This window comes from Noviherbaspirillum pedocola (assembly GCF_016632335.1).
Taxonomy (GTDB): domain Bacteria; phylum Pseudomonadota; class Gammaproteobacteria; order Burkholderiales; family Burkholderiaceae_D; genus Noviherbaspirillum_A; species Noviherbaspirillum_A pedocola.
The window spans coordinates 203059-223153 of sequence record NZ_JAEPBG010000010.1 but is presented as its reverse complement, the minus strand read 5'-3'; the positions used below and the strand labels follow the sequence as shown (position 1 = coordinate 223153).

Here is a 20095-nt window from a genome sequence, read left to right as displayed (position 1 = left end):
AGGGCAAGGCGGTCAGGAAATGCTGGCGTTCATGCAGGTGTTTACCGGTCGGCCCGGCTGGCAAGCTCCCGGGAATGCCGAACGTACGCGGGTGTTGCTGTCGAGTTCCTTCGTCAGCCCAGGGAACTAGGCATGCAGCGTCGGGCCGACCAGGTGTTGCCCCAGCCGCCATGCCATGCACAGCAGCGTCAGCGTTGGCGGCAAGCCCCATTCGCCCGGGATGACCGAGGCATCGCAAACGTAAAGATTGCGTACAGGCGTCTGCAGATCGCTGCCCACGCCATCGCCGATGCGCACGCTGCCGCCGGGATGCGCGGCGAAATGCCAGCTCTGGAAGATCCGCTTCGCGCCAGCTTCAAGCAGGATGCCGCGCGCGATCGCTACGCCCTGCGCGAATTTCTCACGGTCGCCTGGCGTGAGCGGCTTGCTGACCCAGCGCGGCCCGATGCGACCGCCCAAGGCATCGCGAATCTTGACCATGATGGTCAGCGTGTTGCGATGCGCCAGCAGCCGGTCGGCGCGGCCGACCTGCAGCGCGAAGGCCTGGTACATCGTGCGCGGCAGGGTGAGGTCCGACAGCGTGATGCCCGCATCGGGCAAGTGCATGCCGGCGGCCATCGGCACTTCGGCGCCGCCGTCGATATCGTCAACGCTGCCCATGACCGCAATCACCGGGTCGGTGAAATGGCGGGCATCGATCCTCAGCCCGGAGGCCGCCAGGATTCTCGGGCTGCCGATGCCGCCAGCGGCGAGCACCACCAGCGGCGCGCGGGTCTGTCTCAGCTGGCCCTGCGCCTGGTATTCGACGCCGGTCGCGCGGCCGTTCTCGATCAGCACGCGCCGCACCCCGGCATGCGCAAGCAATTGCGCGCCGTGGCGAACGGCTTCGTCGAGCGGGTCGCGCGCGCTCCATTTCGCACCAAAGGGGCAGCCGTACACGCAGCGCCAGCAGCCGCTGCGGCACAGGTCGGCATGGATCATCTTGGGAAGCTTGTTCCACGCGTGTCCGCGCTTTCTGGCCGCGGCCATGATGCGCATGGCCATCGGGCCGATCAGCTCATCGGGCAGCGGAGACAACGGCAATTCGCGTTGCAGCGCGGCCAGCGCGGGCCGCAGGTCGACCCCGTATCGGTCGAATAGCGCCATGGGCGGCGCCATTGCCGTAGCGAAGTTGATCGCCGAACTGCCGCCGGCGGTGATGCCGCGCACCAGCAGCGAGCCGTCAGCATTGAAGAAGGCGCCGCGTCCCGGGATGGCCGCCATGCCCGCCATCTGCGCCAGCGTGCCGCGCAGGGGCGCGGCGCCGCCCTGCTCCAGCACCAGCACGCGGCGTCCGGCGCGAGCCAGTTCGCGCGCCAGCATCGCGCCCGCGGGGCCGGTGCCGACGATGATCGCGTCATGAAGTGATGGCTGCTCGAGAGGCATGGAGAGGTCGGGTTAAGATGGCGCGCAAGGAGGGGGCATTCTAAGCGATCACTTCAAACGCTGTTTTTGACGCATGCAGCCTCGTTATATGCACGGTGTCTCACAGGAACCTTGATCATTTGCTCGGTTACCGAGCCGTTTCCCTCGCAGTTTCTCGACGTGATCAATCAGCCTTGTGCTGACTCACCTTCCCCAAGAGCTGCTCTCCATCGTTGCAACGAGAATTTGCCGAAAAAGGAATCCAATGAATTACGACCTGAAATCAACGCGGCCGCCTGGTCCAGCCAACGTGCAAACCGCCGATAACGCAGTGCCGCCACAACAGCCCAGCCAGCGCATGCAGCCTCCGCGCAAGGGCGCGCTGCCGTACACACGGGAAGAGTATCGTGCGCTGCCCACCGAGCAAAAAAATGCGGCGCTGGATTTCATCATCGAGGGGATCATCCCAGGCATGGAGCCAGACGGCAATGAAGGGGATGTGCAGATCCCGATGCAAGCCATCGTCAAGTGGTGCATCGAACATGGCGAAGATACGGCGCTCGAGTTTTTGTTCCGCGAGTCCGGCACGACTCGGGAGTTCCAGTTTGAAGGAACGCTGAATCGACGCGCGGTTGCGCTGCTGCGCCCAGCATTGCAAAGCAATCCGCAGGTCAGGCTTGCTTTCTGTAGTCTCAACCTCGAGGAAGATGCGGCTTTGGATCTCGCCGAGCTGATCGGGGACGGACGTGTGACCAAGCTCGAAATGCAGTGCGCCAACCTTGGCAGCAAGGCAATCTGCCTAATTGCGGATGCACTGCGATCGAACACGACCGTCACCAAGCTGGTTCTATACGACTGCAATACGCTGAACGAAGACGTTGCGAAAATGCTGGGTGAAGCCTTGGCAAAGAACACCGGCATCGTCGGACTTGAGTTGTCACGCTGTGATTTCGGACCGCGCGGATGGTCATTTCTGTTGGATGCCTTGGAAGCGAATCGCCACGTGAAAGACCTGAAGCTCATGTTTTGCAGCATCGCAAGCGGAGAGCCGGCGGCATGCCTTGGGCGATGGCTTGCAAGCACCACCACGCTGAAATCATTCTTGATATGGACCGATGCGTTCGACCGCATTGCCCGAGACGTTCTCGACGGATTGGGTCGAAATCGCAGCATCGAAAAAGCGGAAATCGATGCAAATGACCTGGTATACGAACATACGGGACAGGCACTGTGCGACTGCATTGCACGCAATACCGTCATGAAGGAACTCGATTTTGTCACCTTCATCCCGCTCAACATGCCGAATACGCTGGTTCACAATACCAGCCTGCTTAGGCTGAGCCCTAACCTGTTGAACTTGTCGAGTCCCAACCCTTTCGTTGTCGAAGAAGACGGTGTGGTGGCAAGAACGATGCAGCGCAATGCGGCACTTGTTGAAGGCAGCTTGCTGCGCAGGGCTGCATCCGTCTTCACGGAGCAGCCTTCCACCTCCGCGTCATGGCTGCCCGAAGGCCCGAGCGACGTGTTGGCGGAACATATCCTGAAGCTGGAACACAGCATTCTGGACTTCGCCAACACGATGGCGCATGTCGAGCTTGCCGTGAAGGAGCAGACCTAACAGACCGCGGACCATGCGCCCCAGTGAAATGCCGCCGCTTACCCCTGCTCCTTCTCTTCCCGATACAGCGCAATCAATTCCTGCAGCGCCGCCACCGTCGATGCATGGTCGCCGCGGTGCAGGATGCCGTAGCCGCCGCGCGATTTCCATTGCTCGATGTTTTCCGGCGTGTCGTCAATGAGCACCTTGTGCGGGCCGCTGTAATCCTGCTTCAGGCGCTTGGGCACCACGTGCACCGTGAACTCCGGGCCAAAGATGCGCGCGACCCATTCGCGCTTCTGTTCCTGGAACACTTTCGATGACGGCGCGCCGGTCAGGAAGATTGGCTCGAGGTCCCTGGTCGCTTCCCACAGCGTCATGCAGCCGTCGATCAGTTCCAGCTCGGCGAAGAAGCGGCGGTCGGCATTGATCATCTTCCACAGACGGCTGCGGTCGAGCTGCGACGGATGCTTGCCGCACAGGTGCTTGACGCGCGCGTCGAAGTCGGCGAAGACGCCGTCGAGGTCGAGGTAGACCGTGAGGCGCGGGCGATGGGAATGGGGTTTGCGTTCGGGGATCATGGGTTCGGATTATCCGGCATTGACGACCCTTGTCAGACGGCATCGCGCGGCCAAGGTTTCCGCCGAACGCGCAAGCGACCGGACGGCGCAAGGCCGCCCGGCACGGCTCAGGCGTATTGCGTCGCGCGTTTCTTGCCCGTGGCGATCAATGCCACGAGGCTCAGCAATGCCGCCGCCGACAGGTAATAGCCGACATAGGCCAGCCCGTAATGGCTGGCGAGCCAGGTCGCGATATAGGGCGCGAGCGAAGCGCCGACGATGCCGGCGAGATTGAAGGTGAGCGAGGCGCCGGTGTAGCGCACCTCGGCCGGGAACAGTTCTGACAGCAGCGTGCCGAGCGGACCATAGGTCAGGCCCATCAGGCCCAGGCCGATCGCCATGAACACTACCACCTGCAGCTCGCTGCCCGAGCCGAACATGGGCGCGAGCACCAGGCCGAACAGCAGGATCGCGAAGGTGACGATGATCATGGTCGCGCGGCGGCCGCTGCGGTCGGCCCAGATTGCGGAGAACGGAATGGTCAGCGCGAAGAACAGCACCGCGAACAGTTGCAGCATCAGAAAGCGCGGACGGGCGAAGCCCAGCGCGCTGGTGCCCCAGCTGAGCGCAAACACCGTCATCAGATAGAACAGCACGAAGGTCGCCACCGCAATGATGGTACCGAGCATCAGCATGCCGAAATGCTCGCGGATCACGGTCAGCGCCGGCACGTCGACGCGCTCGTTCTTTTCCAGCACCGCCTGGAAGGCCGGCGTCTCGGTAATCTTCAGGCGCACGAACAAGCCCACCGCCACCAAAAGCGCGCTGGCGAGAAAGGGAATGCGCCAGCCGAATTCGAAGAACTGGGCATCGGTGAGCGTTTCGGACAAGAGCAGGAAAGTGCCGCCGGACAGCAGAAAGCCGATCGGCGCGCCGAGCTGCGGGAACATGCCATACCAGGCGCGCTTGCCCGGCGGCGCATTCTCGGTGGCCAGCAATACCGCGCCGCCCCATTCGCCACCCAGGCCCAGGCCCTGGCCGAAGCGGCACAGCGCCAGCAGCAGCGGCGCGGTGGTGCCGATGCTGGCATAGGTCGGCAGCAGGCCGATCGCCACGGTGGACAAGCCCATCGTCAAGAGCGCCGCGACCAGCGTGGCCTTGCGGCCGATGCGATCGCCATAGTGGCCGAACACGGCCGAGCCGATCGGTCGCGCGAAGAAGGCGATGGCAAAGGTGGCCAGCGACTGCAGGGTGGCTGCAGTGGCGTCGCCGGGCGGGAAGAACAGTTTCGGGAACACCAGCACCGCGGCGGTGGCGTAGATGTAGAAATCGAAGAATTCGATGGTGGTGCCGATCAGGCTGGCGAAGAGCACCGTGCCGGGTGAATTGATGCCGCTGCCGGCGCCTTGACTACGCATACTGCTTTCTCCTGTGTTTGCTGCGTTTGCTGCGTTTGCTGCGTTTGCTGCGTTTGCTGAATTGATGCTGGGCTGCCGCTTCGCCTGGGCAATGCATGGCGGCTCGTAGGTTGGGCTGACGAAGGAAGCCCAACATGCTCGCGGGCTGCGGGCGCTTGTTGTTGGGCTTGTCCGCCCAACCTACGTAGGCTGCCTGTTGCTGGAATCCTTGCCTGCATGCAGACGCGCGGGCTGCGCCCACCCTACGGCCCAACAGTTGTCGAGGCCGCCGGACCGTTCCTTGGACTACTTGCCGCTGTCTTCCTGCCGCGCCGCTTGCTGTCCATGCGCCGGCCTTCCATTACCTTCCTTCTCTTCCCAACCGCCGCCCAGCGCCAGGAACAGCGTCATCTGGTCGGCCACGAGTTGCGCATCGCTGGCTGCAAGCGTGCTCTCGGCCACCGCCAGCGTGCGACGCGCATCGAGCGCGGACAGAAAATCGGTGCGGCCGTAGCGGTACAGCTCGTCGGACTGGCGCGCGGCGAGCGCGCTCTGGTCGCGTGCGGCTTTGAGGTCGGCATTGCGATCGAGTTCGCGCGCATAGGCCGTCAGCGCGCTTTCGGTTTCGCGCAGCGCGTTCAGCACCACCGAATCGAAATGCGCGAGCGCGGCCTCGCTGCCGGCTTGCGCGGCGGCCACCCGGTTCCGCGCCACGCCATTGATCGGGATCGACCAGGAAATCAGCGGGCCGAGCGTGAAGCGGGTGGCGTTGGCCGCGCCGAATTCGGAGAGGATGCCGGTGCTGCCGAGCTGCAGTCCGAGGCCGATGTTGGGATACAGGTCGGCGGTGGCCACGCCCACGCGCGCCACCGAGCCGGCCAGCGAGCGCTCGGCCTGGCGGATATCCGGACGCCGGCGCAACAGCGCTGCGCCATCGCCGACCGGTACCGGTGCGCTAAGCCGCGGCATGGCGGCGCAAGTGGCGGCGGCCTGCGGCAACTGGTTCGGCGTCTCGCCGGTCAGCACCGCCAGGCGCTGCAGGGCGATCCGCTGCGCGGCCTGCAGCGGCGGCAGCGCGGCACGCAATTGCTCGAGCTGGGCGGTCGCGCGGCTGCGGTCGAGCGCGGTGCCGCGGCCGGCGCGGATGCGACGCTCGTTGACGTCGACGAATTCCTTCTGCAAGGCCACCGAATGCTCGGCCACGCGGATGCGCGCGGCCGAGGTGCAGGCATCGGCATAGGCGCGCGCGGTGCCGGCGGCGACATTGACCCGCGCCAGGTCATAGGCCGCTTCGGCGGATTCGCTGTCGGCTTCGGCGGCTTGAATGACGCGTTTCATCTTGCCGAACAAATCCACTTCGTAGGACACCGTCGCGCCGACGTCGTAGAGCCAGGTATTCGGAATCGGCACCGGAATGCCGAGCGCCTCGGCCGACGGCCGGCCGTAGCCGGGCGAGGCGCTGACCGACAGCGCCGGGTTTTCGATGGCTTCGGTCGCGGCCAGCGTCGAGCGGCTGCGCGACAGGTTGGCGGCGGCCACGCGCAGGTCGGCATTCGCGCCCAGCGCTTTTTCGATCAGGCGGTCGAGTTCCGGGTCCTGGTACAGCTTCCACCATTGCGGCGGCAGCGGCTGCCGGCTGAACGCGGCGGCCTGCGCGCTGGCGAAATCGGCTGCGGCATCAGAGCGCTTGACCACGGCCTGATCCGGCACCTTGTAGTTCGGGCCGACCGTGGTGCAGGCGGTCAACGCGGCGATCACGGACGCGCACAGGATTTTTGCAGCGAGGCGGGTAGACATCATGCGCATGCCGGCCCTCATCGCGCCGCGGTCCGGTCGGCCGGACGCTGCGCATCGCTCTTCGGGTCGTGAATCTCGACGGTCACGGTCTGGCCCGCGACCAGGCGCACATCGTCGGGCACATGGTCCAGCTTCACCCGCACCGGGATGCGCTGCGCCAGCCGCACCCAGTTGAAGGTTGGATTCACGTTCGGCAGCAGGTTGCTGCCGGTGGCGCGGTCGCGGTCGGCGATGGCTTCGGCGAAGCTGTCGACATGGCCTTGCAGCTCTCTGCGGCTGCCCATGGCCACCACCGTGGCCGCGTCGCCGATGTGGATGCCCGGCAGCTTGGTTTCCTCGAAATAGCCTTCGACGTAGAAGGAATTCTTTTCCACCAGCGCCAGCACCGGCCGCCCCGCGGCGACATAGCCGCCGGTGTAAAGGTCGAGGTTGGTGACCACGCCGTCGCTGGCGGCCACGACGCGCGAGCGCTCGAGGTTGAGCTTGGCTACGTCGCGCGCAACGATGGCGCCCTGCAGCGCGGCGCGGATCTGGTCGACCCGGGACCGGCCCTGCTCGCGCGTCTCGGTCGATACCAGGTCCTGCAGCTGCGCATTGCGGCGCGCTTCGTTTTCTGCCTGGGCCAGCGCGGTGCGCTGCGCCTCGACGGTGGCTTCGGCCTGGCGCAGCGCCAGCTCGAAGCGCGACGGATCGATCTCGAACAGCTCGTCGCCGGCCTTCACCACCCCGTTGTCATGCACCAGCACCTTGACCACCAGGCCGGACACGTCCGGCGCGACCTGGATCACATTGGCCCGCACGCGGCCGTCGCGGGTCCAGGGCGCGACTTCATAGTGCTGCCACAAGGCCTTGCCGACCAGGATCGCGGCGCCAACCGCAATCAGCGTGATCGCAACGCGGCCTGCGGCCGCCAGGGAATGTTTCATTGAATCCTCACAACCAATTGGAAAAAACAGCGTTCACCGCGCCCAGCACGATGATGAACAGCGCGAAGTCGAACAGCGCCGGGTGCCACACCAGCCGGTAAAAGCCGAGGCGCGAGAGCACGTAGCCGAGCGCGCGCGTGAGCGCCAGCGACAGCAGCGCCGCAAGCAGCAATACCGGCACATAAACGCCGTAGAAACTGATTTCGCCGATCATCATCAATCCTTGAATACGGGTGGAACGCGAGAACGCGGCCTCATGCGGCCAGCGGCGCCGGCGCGTTCAGTGGCGCCGGCCGATACGGCGGCGCCTTCGGGAACAGGCCGCGGCGGATGCCGGTCAGCGCGACGATCGCCTCGCGCTGCGCCTGTCCCGGCTGCGCGCCGCAGACATCGCGCAGCGCTTCATCGAGCTGCGCCAGCAAGGGCGCGTCGGCCGGCTTGCCCGGCTGCGCGCGGAAATGCTCGGACAGCGCGCGCAGCAGGCGCCGCAGCGCGCCGTGGTGATGGCGCAGATCGCCTGCCACCCGCTGCAGCTGCACCATGTTCAAACCGATGCGCAGATCCGCCAGCGCATCGACCGCGGACAAATCGTCGTGCGGTCCGGCCGCGGCCAGGCGCGGCGTGAGCATGCCGATGCGGTCGACCATGCGCGCCGACATCGCCGCCGCATCCGGCAAGCGCCGCGCGGTGCCCAGCCGCGCCAGTTCGTCCCAGGCCGCGCGCAACAGGCGGCGCGCGGTGTGCTGTGCGCTGGCCGAGCGCAGCAATCGGGTGAACAGTGCGGCCGCGGAAATGCCGGCCAGCTGCCCGAGCATGCTGTTCAAAAAGGACACCAGGTCCATCGTGCCGGTGTCGTGCATGGACAGCGTGCCGGCGACGCCAAAGGTCATTGCCATCGCGCGCCCGGTGGTGGCGGGCCGGCCGATGAAGATGCCGAGCAGGATGAAGCAGGGCGCAAGCACCAGGATCAGCGTTTCGAAGTTGTGCACCGCCGGCATGATGAACAGCAGGTACACCGCCGAGATCGGCATCGAGGCGATCGTGTACTGCAGGAATTGCTTGATGCTCGGCACCGGGTCGTCCTGCCCGGCGAAGAAGGAGCAGAACACGGCGCACATCATCGCGGCGGCCGAGCCGGCCGGCCAGGCGGTGAGGATCCAGAAGGCGCAGACGCAGACGATGGCGATGAACGCGGCCACCGCCGACAGCAGCGCCATGCCGGGATCGTGGTGCAGCACCCGCGGCGCGGACGGCGCCACCGCGCGCGCCTCGCGCGGCAGCCGGCCCGACAGGCCGGCGTCGATGTGGCGGCGCAGCCGGCGGCATTCCTCGACCTGGTCGATCAGCGCCGACAGCCGCGCGGCGAGATTCACCCGCAGCAGGTCGGCCCAGGAACTGTCGGCGGCGATGCGCGGCCGCAGCGTATCGATCTCGCGGCGTAGCGCTGCGGCTTCGATGTCGCCGCCGGTTCGGTCGGCGCTCGCGTCGCTCCACGCAGTGATGCGACTCTGCAGCGCACGCCAGCGCGGATCTTCCTCACCCAGTTCGCGCAGCGCGCGCAGCCGGTCCTCGATGCCGGACAGGATGGGCACCAGCATCGCCAGCCGGTCCTGCAGCGCGTGGATGGTGTTGCTGGTCCAGCGCAGGTTCGACGTGTCGAAGGGCAGGTGCGTGGTCATCAGGCGAAGTTCCGTGATGTCGCCGGCCAGGCTCCTGCGCTCGCGCGCATCGCTGCCGTTGCCCAGGGCGTCGCGCAGCCAGCGCCGCGCGTCCGTCAGCGCATGGTCCAGCCGTCCCAAGAGCGCCGGTCCGAGGCTGCGCGGCAGGATCAGCGTGTGCACGACGGTGCCGCACAGGATGCCGAGCGTGATTTCCTCGACCCGCGCCAGCGCCACGTCGAATACCGCGCCGGGCGCGGTCACCGAGGGAAAGCCGATCATCGCGGCGGTGTAGCCGGCGAGCATGAAGGTGTAGGCGCGCGGCGTGCGGTCGTGCAGCGAGATGTACAGGCACAGCGCGACCCAGCCGGCCATGGCCAGCGTCAGCAGTTCCGGCGCCTGGGCCAGGCGCGGCACCATCAATACCGTGGCCATCGAGCCGAGGAAGGTACCGGCGACGCGGTACAGCGCCTTGGAACGGACCGCGCCGGTCAGGGGCGTCGACACCACGTAGGCGGTCAGCACCGACCAGAATGGCCGCGGCAGACCGATGGACAGCGCCAGGTACAGCGCAAGCATCGCGCTGGCAAAGGCTTTGACCGAGAAGATGAGCTCGGCGGCGCTGGGTCTTTGCACTGAGTTCACTGCGGAGAGCGGCCGCTGGCGACACTGTTGTCGGCGAGCACGGTCGTTATGTGTTGCAGGATGCGCATGAAGGCATCGATGTCCGCACGCGGCACACCGTCGAACAACTGGCGGCGGAAAGGCAGCAGCGCGGCTTCGAGGCGGTTCGCGGCTTCGCGGCCGCTGTCGGTCAGGTGCAGCGTGCGCGCGCGGCGGTCGTTGGCATCGTCGCGGCGCTCGACCAGGCCGGCGTCGATGAGCTGGTCGATCACCCGCACCAGCGACGATGGCTCCAGGCCGAGGGAATCGGCCAGCGCACCGGGACGCACGCCATCGCCGAGCCGGCCGATCATCACCACCGGCCAGCCGGTCGCCTGGGACAGGCTGAAATCTGCGGCGAGCCGGTCCGCAGCCGATTTGTAGGCGCGCGACACCGAAGTCAGGCCCATCGTCAGCTGCATCAGCGTGTGGTCGAACTCATCCATGGCAAGCATAATTAGTTTTCATGCGAAATATTAGCATGAAAAGCTAATTCCAGTTTTCACCACTCCGCCGCGCTGTTTTGTGAGCTGATGCCACGAGTGCGCAGTGCCTCGGGCATTTATTCGATGAATGCTCGCTTACAGCGAGCTCAGCAGGTTTTGCAGCGACGCGATGTCCACCGGCTTGGTCAGATGATGGTCGAAGCCGCTTTCCTGGGTGCGGCGCCTGTCCTCGTCCTGGCCCCAACCGGTCAGCGCCACAAGCCGCGTGGAGTTGAACTGCGGCTGGCTGCGCACGCGCCGCGCAACTTCGTGGCCATCCATGCCCGGCATGCCGATATCGAGCAGCACCACGTCCGGATGAAACTGGGGCAGTAAATCCAGCGCGGCCTGTCCGCCGTTGACGACGCGGACTTCGCTGTTGCCCATGAACTCGAGCAGCATGGCCAGGGTATCTGCAGCATCCTGGTTATCGTCGACCACCAGAATTTTCTGCTTCGCACGTTGGCCCGCGCTGCCAGCGCCGCCGTTTTCGGTGGCTTGCGGTGCGCCGCTGCGCATGGCGCTGAAGCTGTCTGCCGCTGTAGTCATTGCATCCATCCTTGCTTCCTGTGGCGGCATTGTTGTGTGAAGCGGGCCGCGGTCGCCGTTGGCCGGCGTGGTTTGCATAACTTCTCCTGAAAATTGCGGTCGGATGCGCCCGCCGGTCCGCTCCAGCATAGACGTTCCCCCTTGTTGCAGGTTCCATGTTCGAACGGTATGACGCACATCGATTGCGGTATGCGCAAGCCGGGTGCACGCAAACCCGAGTCTTTCGTGGCAGCGATCATACGGCTTCGTCGTGCGAGCGGTTTGCGATGATCGAAGCGGGCAACGGGAATCCAATGAATGCGCAGGCTTCTGTTCCGCTCCGGTTCGCATCCACCTTGTACTTTGCGCGGAAACCCGGTCCGCGGATTGTCATTCTGTACAAACAGGCTTTCCCCACTAGAATGCTGCCTTACGCCGTTTTCCGCAGGTTCCTGAAGGAGCAAGACATGCATTTCAAGCACGCCGCACGCTGCGCCACGCTGGTCGCCATGACGCTTTGCGCAGGTCAGGCGCTGGCCGCCGAGCCGATACGCATCGGCGAAATCAATAGCTACAAGGCGCAGGCTGCTTTTCTCGAGCCCTACCGCAAGGGCATGGAACTGGCGCTGGAGCAGATCAATACCGGCGGCGGCGTGCTCGGACGCCAGCTTGAACTGATTTCCCGCGACGACAACGCCAATCCCGGCGATGCGGTGCGCGTGGCCGATGAGCTGCTGTCGCGGGAAAAGGCCGATGTGCTGATGGGTACATTCCTGTCGAATACCGGCCTGGCGGTGACCGATTTCGCCAGGCAGCGCAAGACCTTCTTCCTGGCCGCCGAGCCACTGTCCGACAAGATCGTCTGGCAAGACGGCAACCATTACACCTATCGCCTGCGGCCGTCGACCTACATGCAGGTGGCGATGCTGGTGCCCGAGGCGGCGAAGTTGAAGAAGAAGCGCTGGGCGCTGGTGTATCCGAACTATGAATACGGCCAATCGGCGGTCGCGACCTTCAAGAAGCTGTTGAAGCAGCAGCAGCCGGACGTGGAATTCGTGGCCGAGCAGGCGCCGGCGCTGGGTAAGGTCGATGCCGGCGCGGTGACCCAGGCGCTTGCCGATGCGAAGCCGGATGCGATCTTCAATGCGCTGTTCGCCGGCGACCTGGCCAAGTTCGTTCGTGAAGGTCAGACGCGTGAGTTGTTCCGCAACCGGCCGGTGGTGAGCCTGTTGTCCGGAGAACCCGAGTATCTCGATCCGCTGAAGGAAGAAGCGCCGGTTGGCTGGATCGTCACCGGCTATCCATGGCAAACGATACAGACGCCGGAACACGGGGCATTTCTTGCCGCCTACCAGAAGAAATTCGGCACTTATCCGCGCATGGGTTCGGTAGTCGGCTATTCCGCGGTGATGTCTTTGGCTGCGGGTATCAGGAAGGCCAACGCCACCGATAGCGAAAAACTGGCGCAGGCCTTCAGCGGCCTGCAAGTCGACATGCCGTTCGGCCGCATCACCTATCGTCCGCAAGATCATCAATCCACCATGGGCGCGTTTGTCGGCACGCTGGCGGTCAAGGATGGCAAAGGCGTGATGGAAAACGCCAGCTATCGCGACGGCGCCAAATTCCAGCCGTCCGATGCTGAAGTCAAGGCACTGCGCGGCAACAAGTAATCCTTTCCGGCCAGCCGGTTCCCGTGTGAACGGTTGGACCGGCAAGTTGCAGACGCCATGACCCTGTCGAATTTCCTCGTCCAGTTGTTGAACGGCCTGGCCGGCGCTTCGTCGCTGTTCCTGGTGGCGGCCGGGCTGTCGCTGATCTTCGGCATCAGCCGTATCGTCAATTTCGCGCACGGCTCGCTGTACATGCTCGGCCTATACATTGCCTACAGCTTCACCGAGCGCTTCGGCGCGAGCGCTGCCGGCTGGTGGTGTGGCGTGCTGGCGGCCGCGCTTGTCACTGGCGCGCTTGGTGCGGCGATCGAAATTCTGCTGCTGCGCCGCATTTATCGCGCGCCGGAACTGTTCCAGCTACTCGCCACCTTCGCACTGGTACTGGTGATCAAGGATGCGACGCTGGCCACCTGGGGCGCGGAAGATCTGCTCGGCCGACGCGCGCCCGGCCTGGCTGGTGCGGTAGCCGTCGCCGGCCAGCATTTTCCGCAATACAAGCTGCTGCTGATCGCGGTCGGTCCACTGGTGCTGGCGGCGTTATGGCTGCTGCTCACCAGAAGCCGCTGGGGCACGCTGGTGCGCGCCGCGACCCAGGATCGGGAAATGGTCGGCGCGCTCGGCGTCAACAGTGCCTGGCTCTTCACCGGCGTGTTCGCGCTCGGCGCCTTTCTGGCCGGCCTGGGCGGCGCGATGGCGCTGCCGAACGAGCCGGCGAACCTGGATTTGGACCTGCAAACCATCGGTGACGCGTTCGTGGTGGTTGTCGTCGGTGGCCTCGGCAGCCTGCCGGGCGCCTACCTGGCGGCGCTTTTGATCGGCATCGCCAAGGCAATGTGTGCGGCGATCGGCACGGTGGAGATGTTCGGCGTTGCAATCTCCTTTTCCAAACTGACCCTGGTGGTGGAATTCCTGATCATGGCCATCGTGCTGATCCTGCGGCCCTGGGGCTTGCTTGGCCGGCCGCAAGTGCCGGTCCGCATCGCCGAAGCCGAATTGCCGCTGCGTCCAGCCGGGCGGCGCCAGCGCTTCGTCGCCGGCATCCTGTTCGCCTTGCTACTCGCACTGCCGATCTTCGCGCAGCAGTCGCCGTATGCGCTGACCCTGGGCATCGACATCCTGATCGCGGTGCTGTTCGCGGCCAGCCTGCATTTCCTGATGGGCCCGGCCGGCATGCATTCCTTTGGCCATGCCGCCTATTTCGGCCTCGGCGCCTATGGCGCGGCGTTGTTCTTCAAGGCGCTGGCGCTGCCAATGGCATGGTCGCTGGCCGCGGCGCCCTTGGTTGCCGGCCTGGGCGCGGCCGTTTTTGGCTGGTTCTGCGTGCGATTGTCGGGCGTGTACCTGGCGATGCTGACCTTGGCCTTTGCCCAGATCGTGTGGTCGGTCGTTTATCAGACCGATGCACTGACCGGCGGCAGCAATGGCATCGTCGGCATCTGGCCGCCGGACTGGCTTGCCGACAAGCGCGCCTATTTTCTGCTGACGCTGCTGGTGTGCGGCGGCTGCGTGCTGCTGCTGCGGCGCATCCTGTTTTCGCCGTTCGGTTTTGCGTTGCGTGCCGGGCGCGACGCGCCGCTGCGCGCCGACGCCATTGGCATCGATGTTCGGCGCATACAGTGGCTGGGCTTCATCATTGCCGGCCTGTTCTGCGGCGTGGCCGGCGCCTTGTTCGCCTTCGCCAAGGGCAGCATTTCACCGGAAACGATTTCGGTCGGACGTTCGGTCGATGGTCTCGTGATGGTGCTGCTCGGCGGCGTGCATACCTTGTCCGGGCCAATTGTCGGCGGCGCAGTCTATACCTGGCTCGCGGACTGGCTGGCGCGGGAAACCGATTACTGGCGCGGCGCGCTCGGCATCACCATCCTGACGCTGGTGCTGGCTTTCCCGCAGGGCATCGTCGGCACTCTCAGACGGCGCTTTTCGGGAGACGGCGTATGACAACGCCGCTGCTTGAAGTCCGCAATCTGCGCAAACGCTATGGCGGCGTGGATGCAGTGGCCGACGTCTCCTTCGACCTCGCGGCCGGCGAAATGCTGGCGCTGATCGGCCCGAACGGCGCCGGCAAGACCACCTGCTTCAACATGCTGTCCGGCCAGCTGCGTCCGGATGCCGGCTCGGTGCGTCTGGCTGGACGTGAACTGTCCGGCCTGCCGCCGCGTGCGATCTGGCGGCTTGGTGTCGGCCGCACTTTTCAGATCGCGGAAACCTTCGGATCCATGACCGCACTCGAGAATGTGCAGATGGCTTTGCTGTCGCGCGAACAGCGGCTCTTTTCCCTGTGGCGGCGCGCAGCGGCGCAGTTTTCTGACGAGGCGGCGCAATTGCTGGACGCCGTCGGCATGGCGGCGCAGCGCGACCGTCCGTGCGCGGTGCTCGCTTATGGCGATGTGAAACGGGTGGAGCTGGCGATTGCGCTTGCCAACCGCCCGCGTCTGCTGCTGATGGACGAGCCGACCGCCGGCATGGGCATGGGGGAACGGCATGCGCTGATGGCGCTGGTGCGCGATCTGGCGCGCGAACGTCAGCTCGGCGTGCTGTTCACCGAGCACAGCATGGATGTGGTGTTCGGCTATGCCGGCCGCATCCTGGTGCTGGCGCGCGGCCGGCTGATTGCACAGGGCGATCCGGAGAGCGTGAGGAAGGATGCTCAGGTGCGCGAAGTGTATTTCGGCAGCAGTGCGGGGCAGCCGGCATGAGCGAGGCCATGCTGAAAGTCGAACGCCTGGAAGCCTGGTACGGCCGGGCCCAGGTGCTGTTCGGTATCGATCTCGAGGTGCGGCGTGGCGAGGTGGTGGCGCTGATGGGCCGCAACGGCGCCGGCAAGTCGACCACGATGAAAGCGATCATGGGCCTGCTCGAGCGGCGACGCGGCGCGGTGCGCTTTCTCGGTCACGACATCGCGCGCCTGCCCAGTCACCGCATCGCCCGGCTCGGCCTCGGTTTTGTGCCTGAAGACAGGCGCATCTTCGGCGATCTGAGCGTGATGGAAAACCTGGACATCGGCCGGCAGCCGCCCCGCCCCGGCTTGCCGGCCTGGACGCCGGAACGGCTGTTCCAATTGTTTCCGAACCTGGGAACGATGCCCGACCGGCCTGGCGCGCGCATGAGTGGCGGCGAGCAGCAGATGCTGACGGTAGCGCGCACGCTGATGGGCAATCCGCTGCTGGTGATGCTGGACGAGCCGTCCGAGGGCGTGGCGCCGGTCATCGTCGATCAAATGGCCGAGGCGATCATCGAATTGAAGCGCGCTGGCGTGGCCATCCTTCTGTCCGAGCAGAATCTGCATTTCGCCCGGCGCGTCAGTGATCGTGCCTATGTGCTGGAAAAGGGTCAGATCCGTTTCGCCGGCGGCATGGACGAGCTGCAAGCCGATCCGGAAGTGCGCGCCGCTTACCTGGAATGGTGAATCGCGCAAGCGGCGGTATTGCAAAAACTTTACACTCCTGTCTTCTTCACCACCAACCGACCAACACCATGATCCACGAATTGCGTGTCTACCACTGCGCGCCCGGCCGCCTGCCGGCGCTGAACGCCCGCTTCCAGAACATCACCCTGAAATTCTTTGAAAAATACGGCATCAAGCCGGTCGGCTTCTGGACCACGCTGGTAGGCAACAGCAATCAGACGCTGACCTACCTGCTGGAATGGGAGAGCCTGGCCGAGCGCGAGCAGAAATGGGGCGCGTTCCAGCAGGACCAGGAATGGATTGCCAAGCGCGCGGAGACGGAAGCGCAGGCGATCATCGTTGAGCGCATTGAGAACAGCTTTCTGATGCCGACGGGGTATTCGGCGTTGCGCTGAGAGGCGTGGATGGAAAAACTCCGCCCGCGGGCGGAGTTTGAATGGGACAGCGCGGCTTGGCCTTAGCGATGCGTCATCACCCACCACAACGTATTGGTGTTGGTTGATGGCGTGGAGTGGTCTTTCAGCACGTCGGCCACTACGCCATCGTTGCGCGACGAGCCGGGATGCGTGCGCTGATCGGTGTTTTGCTTGTATGTCTCCTGGTCCGACGCAAGCCGATCCACGATGCTTGTGTACCGCTGATACGCGCCATTCGCGTCATTAAGGGCATTGGCCGCTACCAGCAACTGCCTCCAGCTGTAGATGATGCGTAATTGTCCGGCACAGACGGCGCCCGGGTTCACGTCTGGCGGCGGCGGCTTGGCAGGATCTGCTGAGGCGAGGTAACAATCCGCGTTTACGCTCGGGGGCGTGGCAATGATGCGGGCGAACAGGTCGCTATTCTTGGCTTCCTCCGCAAGCAGCGTTTGCGCATGTGCCTTTGCCCAATCCCTTGATATCACGAAATCCGAGATCGGGCTGATCGGCAGCAGATTGATGCCGATCCGGTTTCTCAGCATCGGTCCGAAGAACACGTTGGACTCCGCATTATTGTCACGGAAGATGTTCATTACCGGCTCGGTGCTGGGGCGTATCGTCAGCGATGAGCTGCCATTCGGCGTTTTCACCGCCAGTCCAGGCACTTCCGGATAATCAAGGTTCGCCAGGCTGTTCACATAAGGCGTTCCGGGCGTGAGCTGATAGAAGGCTTGTGCGGTGCGGATTTCGGCGGCGGTCATGATGGCAGCCAGCCACTGAAAGTTCTCAAATGTTGTCCGGTCCTTATCTGTCTTTGCGCGCTCACTATTCAGCGCGCCCCAGGCAACAAGTGCATAGTTGGAATTGATCGATTCACTGGACGACTCGGTATTGCCACCGTTCGTGTTCGGGCCGGCATCGGCAATGTTCTGCAGCCTGAACCAGTTAAAGGTACGCGCGATCGGAAAATGTTTGTCCTCCAGGCTGGGATTGGCGATATCGCGTACCAGCAAGTTGACCTTTTCCCGATGGTTGTTTTCCTCCAGCCATTCGGGAGCATGACTACCGAGCACCGCCGCCGCGTAGATGTAATAGCCATAGTGGAACATGTGGTCGACATACTCCCGGTTCGTGTAGTCCTTCATGCGGTCCAGCAAGCCCAGCGTGGTGATCAGGCCGCCATTGGTCGTGTCATAGACGAAGGTATCGTCGACGGTGTTGACGTTCGGGATGACTGGCGCGCCGGCGGGATTGACGCCATCCAGCCACAGGTTCAGCGAGCGTTTCAGATAGGCGATCAGATCGGCGCGCTGCTGGTCGGTCGATAGTCCCTGCGACTGCAGGTAGTCCGCAATCAGCAGCAGGCGCGACACATTGTGCAGGTACTTGCCGCAAATGTAGGAATCCGCGTTGCAGGTAGCGAGGAAATCGGCGGTGTACAGCTTGGTGTCGTCCTGCAGCGACTTCAGCAGGCGCTGCCGCTCCTCGTCCGACTTGACGTCCCCCATGCCCATCCAGAACTGCTTTGCGCTTGCGCCATTGCGCAGGATGTCGGGTATCGTCAGCACCTGCGTCCATGTCTTGCCAGCCACGGCGCTCATCGAGCCGAAATTGGAGCGATACGTCAAGCCGGCAACTTTCGTGGCATTGCGCAGCGAGGGAATATGGGTGGCATCAAAGCCCATCATCAGCAGGCTATCGTCACTCGGGGTCTGACCGTCCATGGTGCGCGTCGCCCAGCGGTATTTAACCAGACCGGTCGCACTACCCTCCATTTGGAGAAAGATCTCGGACGAAATCGGGAAGGTGTTCGCATATTTGTCCAGAATTGCGCGCCGGTCGCGGAAAGACTGCACATTGGAAATCTCGCTGATTGGGGCAGTCCAGGTTTCCTTCTGCACATCGTCCACGAATGCAGTGCGGATCACGCCATTGAAATCCTCTCTTGCGACATAGGAGCGAGACGGCATATCCCACTGGAGCGTGATCGGGCTCGATGAATAGACAACGAGTTCCTTGTAACTGTTGAGCTGGTTGACGCTCTTGTTGTCATTCACGCCAGGCGGCGTACGGCCGCGATCGGGCAACCAGTAGAGGAGGCGGAACTTGGTGCCGGTCAGCTCAGGCGTGTTGCGAACGGTGTCGTTTTCGACGAAGGTTTGCAGCGGTTCTTCTCCAACCGCCACGGCTACGATGCTGTTGTCACTTTCCTGTTGCGTATAGTCGAACTTTCCCGGAATCGGCAAACCGGTTTCATTCTTCGCAGAACGCGGCAGGCTGCCCTGGCCGACTTGCACGACGGGACGCAAGCCCGCGTACATCACGGTGACATAGGGCGAACCCTGGGCAGCGATGACACGCAGGTATTTGTTGCCCGCCGGATTGGACCAGCTGGTGGTAACGGTCAATTCGTCAAAAGCATCGATCTTGCGGGACAGGCGGCCTTCGGCGGGCTGCACATAGCTCAGGCGCATGTCTTGCGCTGAATTGGGCGCCAGCTCATAAGTGAGCGTATCGGCCCGGTAGGGATTGCTGAAGTTGTAGACATCCGCATTCGGATCGGCGCCATACGCGATGTAGCGTCTGGTCGGGAAGCTGACGGCCACCATTCCCAATCTGTCGTCCAGATTCAGCTTGTTTGGAAACGGGAAGATGCTGGCCTGGTTGATATCGAAGCCCTGGTTACGCGGATCGTTTGCGGAAACTTGCGGGTTGAACTGAAAAAAGGCATCGAGGTTGTACGGACTTTGATAGAAGAAGCCTTTCGACCATTTTCCGGTCGGAAGTCGGTCGCGTACGCCATCCGGCAAGGCAACGAGCTTGAGTGCAGCAATGTCTCCGGGATTCCATGGATTGGCAACGGAGCGTTGCTGCCCAAGGATGCTGCGCGGATCGACGCTTGAAATCGGATTGATCGTGCCGCCGCTGCCGCCGGTCGCCGTTGCAAGCTGAGGTGATGGCGTGAAAATCTCACCGCCAACTTCCGCCTGTCCCGCAAGTATCGGGGTCGGTGGCGGCAAGGTCGCTTTGGCAGAAGCGCTATTGTTATCTGCTTCGCCACCTCCCGAGCAAGCCGCCAACAACCCTATCAGGCTGCCTGCGACGAGGATTGAAACTGTGCTTTTCATGCAGTCCTCCGGTTTGGATCCCGGACGCAAAAAAAGCGCACCAGTGCGCTCTTTTACCGGGTGAGACTGCTATGTACCAACCTACCAACCCCGGGTCCCCGCGGCAATGATGCTGAAGCGGCAGAAGGCTTATTCGCCGCTTGCCTGATATTCAGCCGCTGCCTTGGCTGATCCCAGCGCCTTGTTATAGGTGTCGAACGGATCTTCGTAACTTTCCACCGTGCCGTCTTCGTCGATGAAGTGGGTGATCCAGCCGCGGCCGATGTCTTCGAGAATGATGTCGCCGGGGAGACCCTGCGTGGCGACCGTGTCACCTGGTTCCAGGGTGACGATGCGCACGCTGTGATGTGTGATTACGCTGGCCATAAATTCAAGCCTCCACCAGCGAAGAAGGAAGGGAATGTCGCCGCATGATCTTTTCTCGCCTGTTTGAACAGACGGCAGTATAGCCGCGGCTCAG

The 20095-nt window shown here is 63.8% G+C and carries 17 protein-coding genes; 6 read left to right on the top strand and 11 right to left on the bottom strand.

Going from position 1 to position 20095, the window contains the following annotated elements; translation table 11 throughout:
• Positions 1–126 precede the first annotated feature (126 nt).
• Entirely contained in the window at positions 127–1425 is a 1299-nt protein-coding gene (locus JJB74_RS21640) for a GMC family oxidoreductase N-terminal domain-containing protein (protein WP_200595347.1), read from the bottom strand.
• Between the two features lie 244 nt (positions 1426–1669).
• Between JJB74_RS21640 and JJB74_RS21635 the strand changes: the two genes are divergently transcribed.
• Complete coding sequence (locus JJB74_RS21635; RefSeq protein WP_200595345.1) at positions 1670–3022, top strand: leucine-rich repeat domain-containing protein; 1353 nt, start codon at positions 1670–1672, stop codon at positions 3020–3022.
• Between the two features lie 38 nt (positions 3023–3060).
• Here the strand turns inward: JJB74_RS21635 and JJB74_RS21630 are convergent, their stop codons facing one another.
• The 8 genes from JJB74_RS21630 to JJB74_RS21595 all read right to left on the bottom strand — a co-directional run bounded on the left by JJB74_RS21630 (position 3061) and on the right by JJB74_RS21595 (position 11036).
• On the bottom strand, positions 3061–3582 hold the full coding sequence (locus JJB74_RS21630; RefSeq protein ID WP_200595343.1) for a 5' nucleotidase, NT5C type: 522 nt from the start codon (positions 3580–3582) through the stop codon (positions 3061–3063).
• Positions 3583–3689: 107 nt separating this feature from the next.
• Positions 3690–4979, bottom strand: a complete 1290-nt coding sequence (locus tag JJB74_RS21625; protein ID WP_200595341.1) for an MFS transporter — start codon at positions 4977–4979, stop codon at positions 3690–3692.
• Positions 4980–5264: 285 nt separating this feature from the next.
• Entirely contained in the window at positions 5265–6755 is a 1491-nt protein-coding gene (locus JJB74_RS21620) for an efflux transporter outer membrane subunit (protein WP_200595390.1), read from the bottom strand.
• A 17-nt stretch (positions 6756–6772) separates the two neighbouring features.
• The gene (locus JJB74_RS21615) at positions 6773–7681 is read right to left on the bottom strand and encodes an HlyD family efflux transporter periplasmic adaptor subunit (protein WP_200595339.1); all 909 of its coding nucleotides are present in this window, start codon (positions 7679–7681) and stop codon (positions 6773–6775) included.
• Positions 7682–7688: 7 nt separating this feature from the next.
• Positions 7689–7898: a DUF1656 domain-containing protein gene (locus JJB74_RS21610; protein ID WP_325170152.1), complete on the bottom strand. Its 210-nt coding sequence runs from the start codon at positions 7896–7898 to the stop codon at positions 7689–7691.
• Positions 7899–7935: 37 nt separating this feature from the next.
• Positions 7936–9975, bottom strand: a complete 2040-nt coding sequence (locus JJB74_RS21605) for an FUSC family protein (protein ID WP_200595336.1) — start codon at positions 9973–9975, stop codon at positions 7936–7938.
• Between the two features lie 5 nt (positions 9976–9980).
• The gene (locus tag JJB74_RS21600; protein WP_200595388.1) at positions 9981–10448 is read right to left on the bottom strand and encodes a MarR family winged helix-turn-helix transcriptional regulator; all 468 of its coding nucleotides are present in this window, start codon (positions 10446–10448) and stop codon (positions 9981–9983) included.
• A 135-nt stretch (positions 10449–10583) separates the two neighbouring features.
• Positions 10584–11036, bottom strand: coding sequence for a response regulator (locus JJB74_RS21595; protein WP_200595335.1), 453 nt, complete (start codon positions 11034–11036; stop codon positions 10584–10586).
• 488 nt (positions 11037–11524) lie between these two features.
• On the opposite strand from JJB74_RS21595, the gene JJB74_RS21590 reads away from it, so the two are divergent.
• From JJB74_RS21590 to JJB74_RS21570, 5 genes are all read left to right on the top strand, one after another.
• Complete coding sequence (locus JJB74_RS21590) at positions 11525–12685, top strand: ABC transporter substrate-binding protein (RefSeq protein ID WP_234484553.1); 1161 nt, start codon at positions 11525–11527, stop codon at positions 12683–12685.
• Positions 12686–12742: 57 nt separating this feature from the next.
• The gene (locus tag JJB74_RS21585; RefSeq protein WP_200595331.1) at positions 12743–14623 is read left to right on the top strand and encodes an ABC transporter permease; all 1881 of its coding nucleotides are present in this window, start codon (positions 12743–12745) and stop codon (positions 14621–14623) included.
• Complete coding sequence (locus JJB74_RS21580) at positions 14620–15381, top strand: ABC transporter ATP-binding protein (protein WP_200595329.1); 762 nt, start codon at positions 14620–14622, stop codon at positions 15379–15381. The genes JJB74_RS21585 and JJB74_RS21580 overlap by 4 nt, the downstream gene beginning before the upstream one ends.
• Positions 15378–16091 (top strand): ABC transporter ATP-binding protein, encoded by a 714-nt coding sequence (locus JJB74_RS21575; protein ID WP_200595327.1) that lies wholly within the window; start codon positions 15378–15380, stop codon positions 16089–16091. The genes JJB74_RS21580 and JJB74_RS21575 overlap by 4 nt, the downstream gene beginning before the upstream one ends.
• Positions 16092–16159: 68 nt before the next feature.
• On the top strand, positions 16160–16486 hold the full coding sequence (locus JJB74_RS21570) for an NIPSNAP family protein (protein ID WP_200595326.1): 327 nt from the start codon (positions 16160–16162) through the stop codon (positions 16484–16486).
• A gap of 62 nt (positions 16487–16548) precedes the next feature.
• Here the strand turns inward: JJB74_RS21570 and JJB74_RS21565 are convergent, their stop codons facing one another.
• Positions 16549–19635, bottom strand: a complete 3087-nt coding sequence (locus JJB74_RS21565) for a glycosyl hydrolase (protein WP_200595325.1) — start codon at positions 19633–19635, stop codon at positions 16549–16551.
• 129 nt (positions 19636–19764) lie between these two features.
• Complete coding sequence (locus JJB74_RS21560) at positions 19765–20001, bottom strand: hypothetical protein (RefSeq protein ID WP_200595323.1); 237 nt, start codon at positions 19999–20001, stop codon at positions 19765–19767.
• Positions 20002–20095 lie beyond the last annotated feature (94 nt).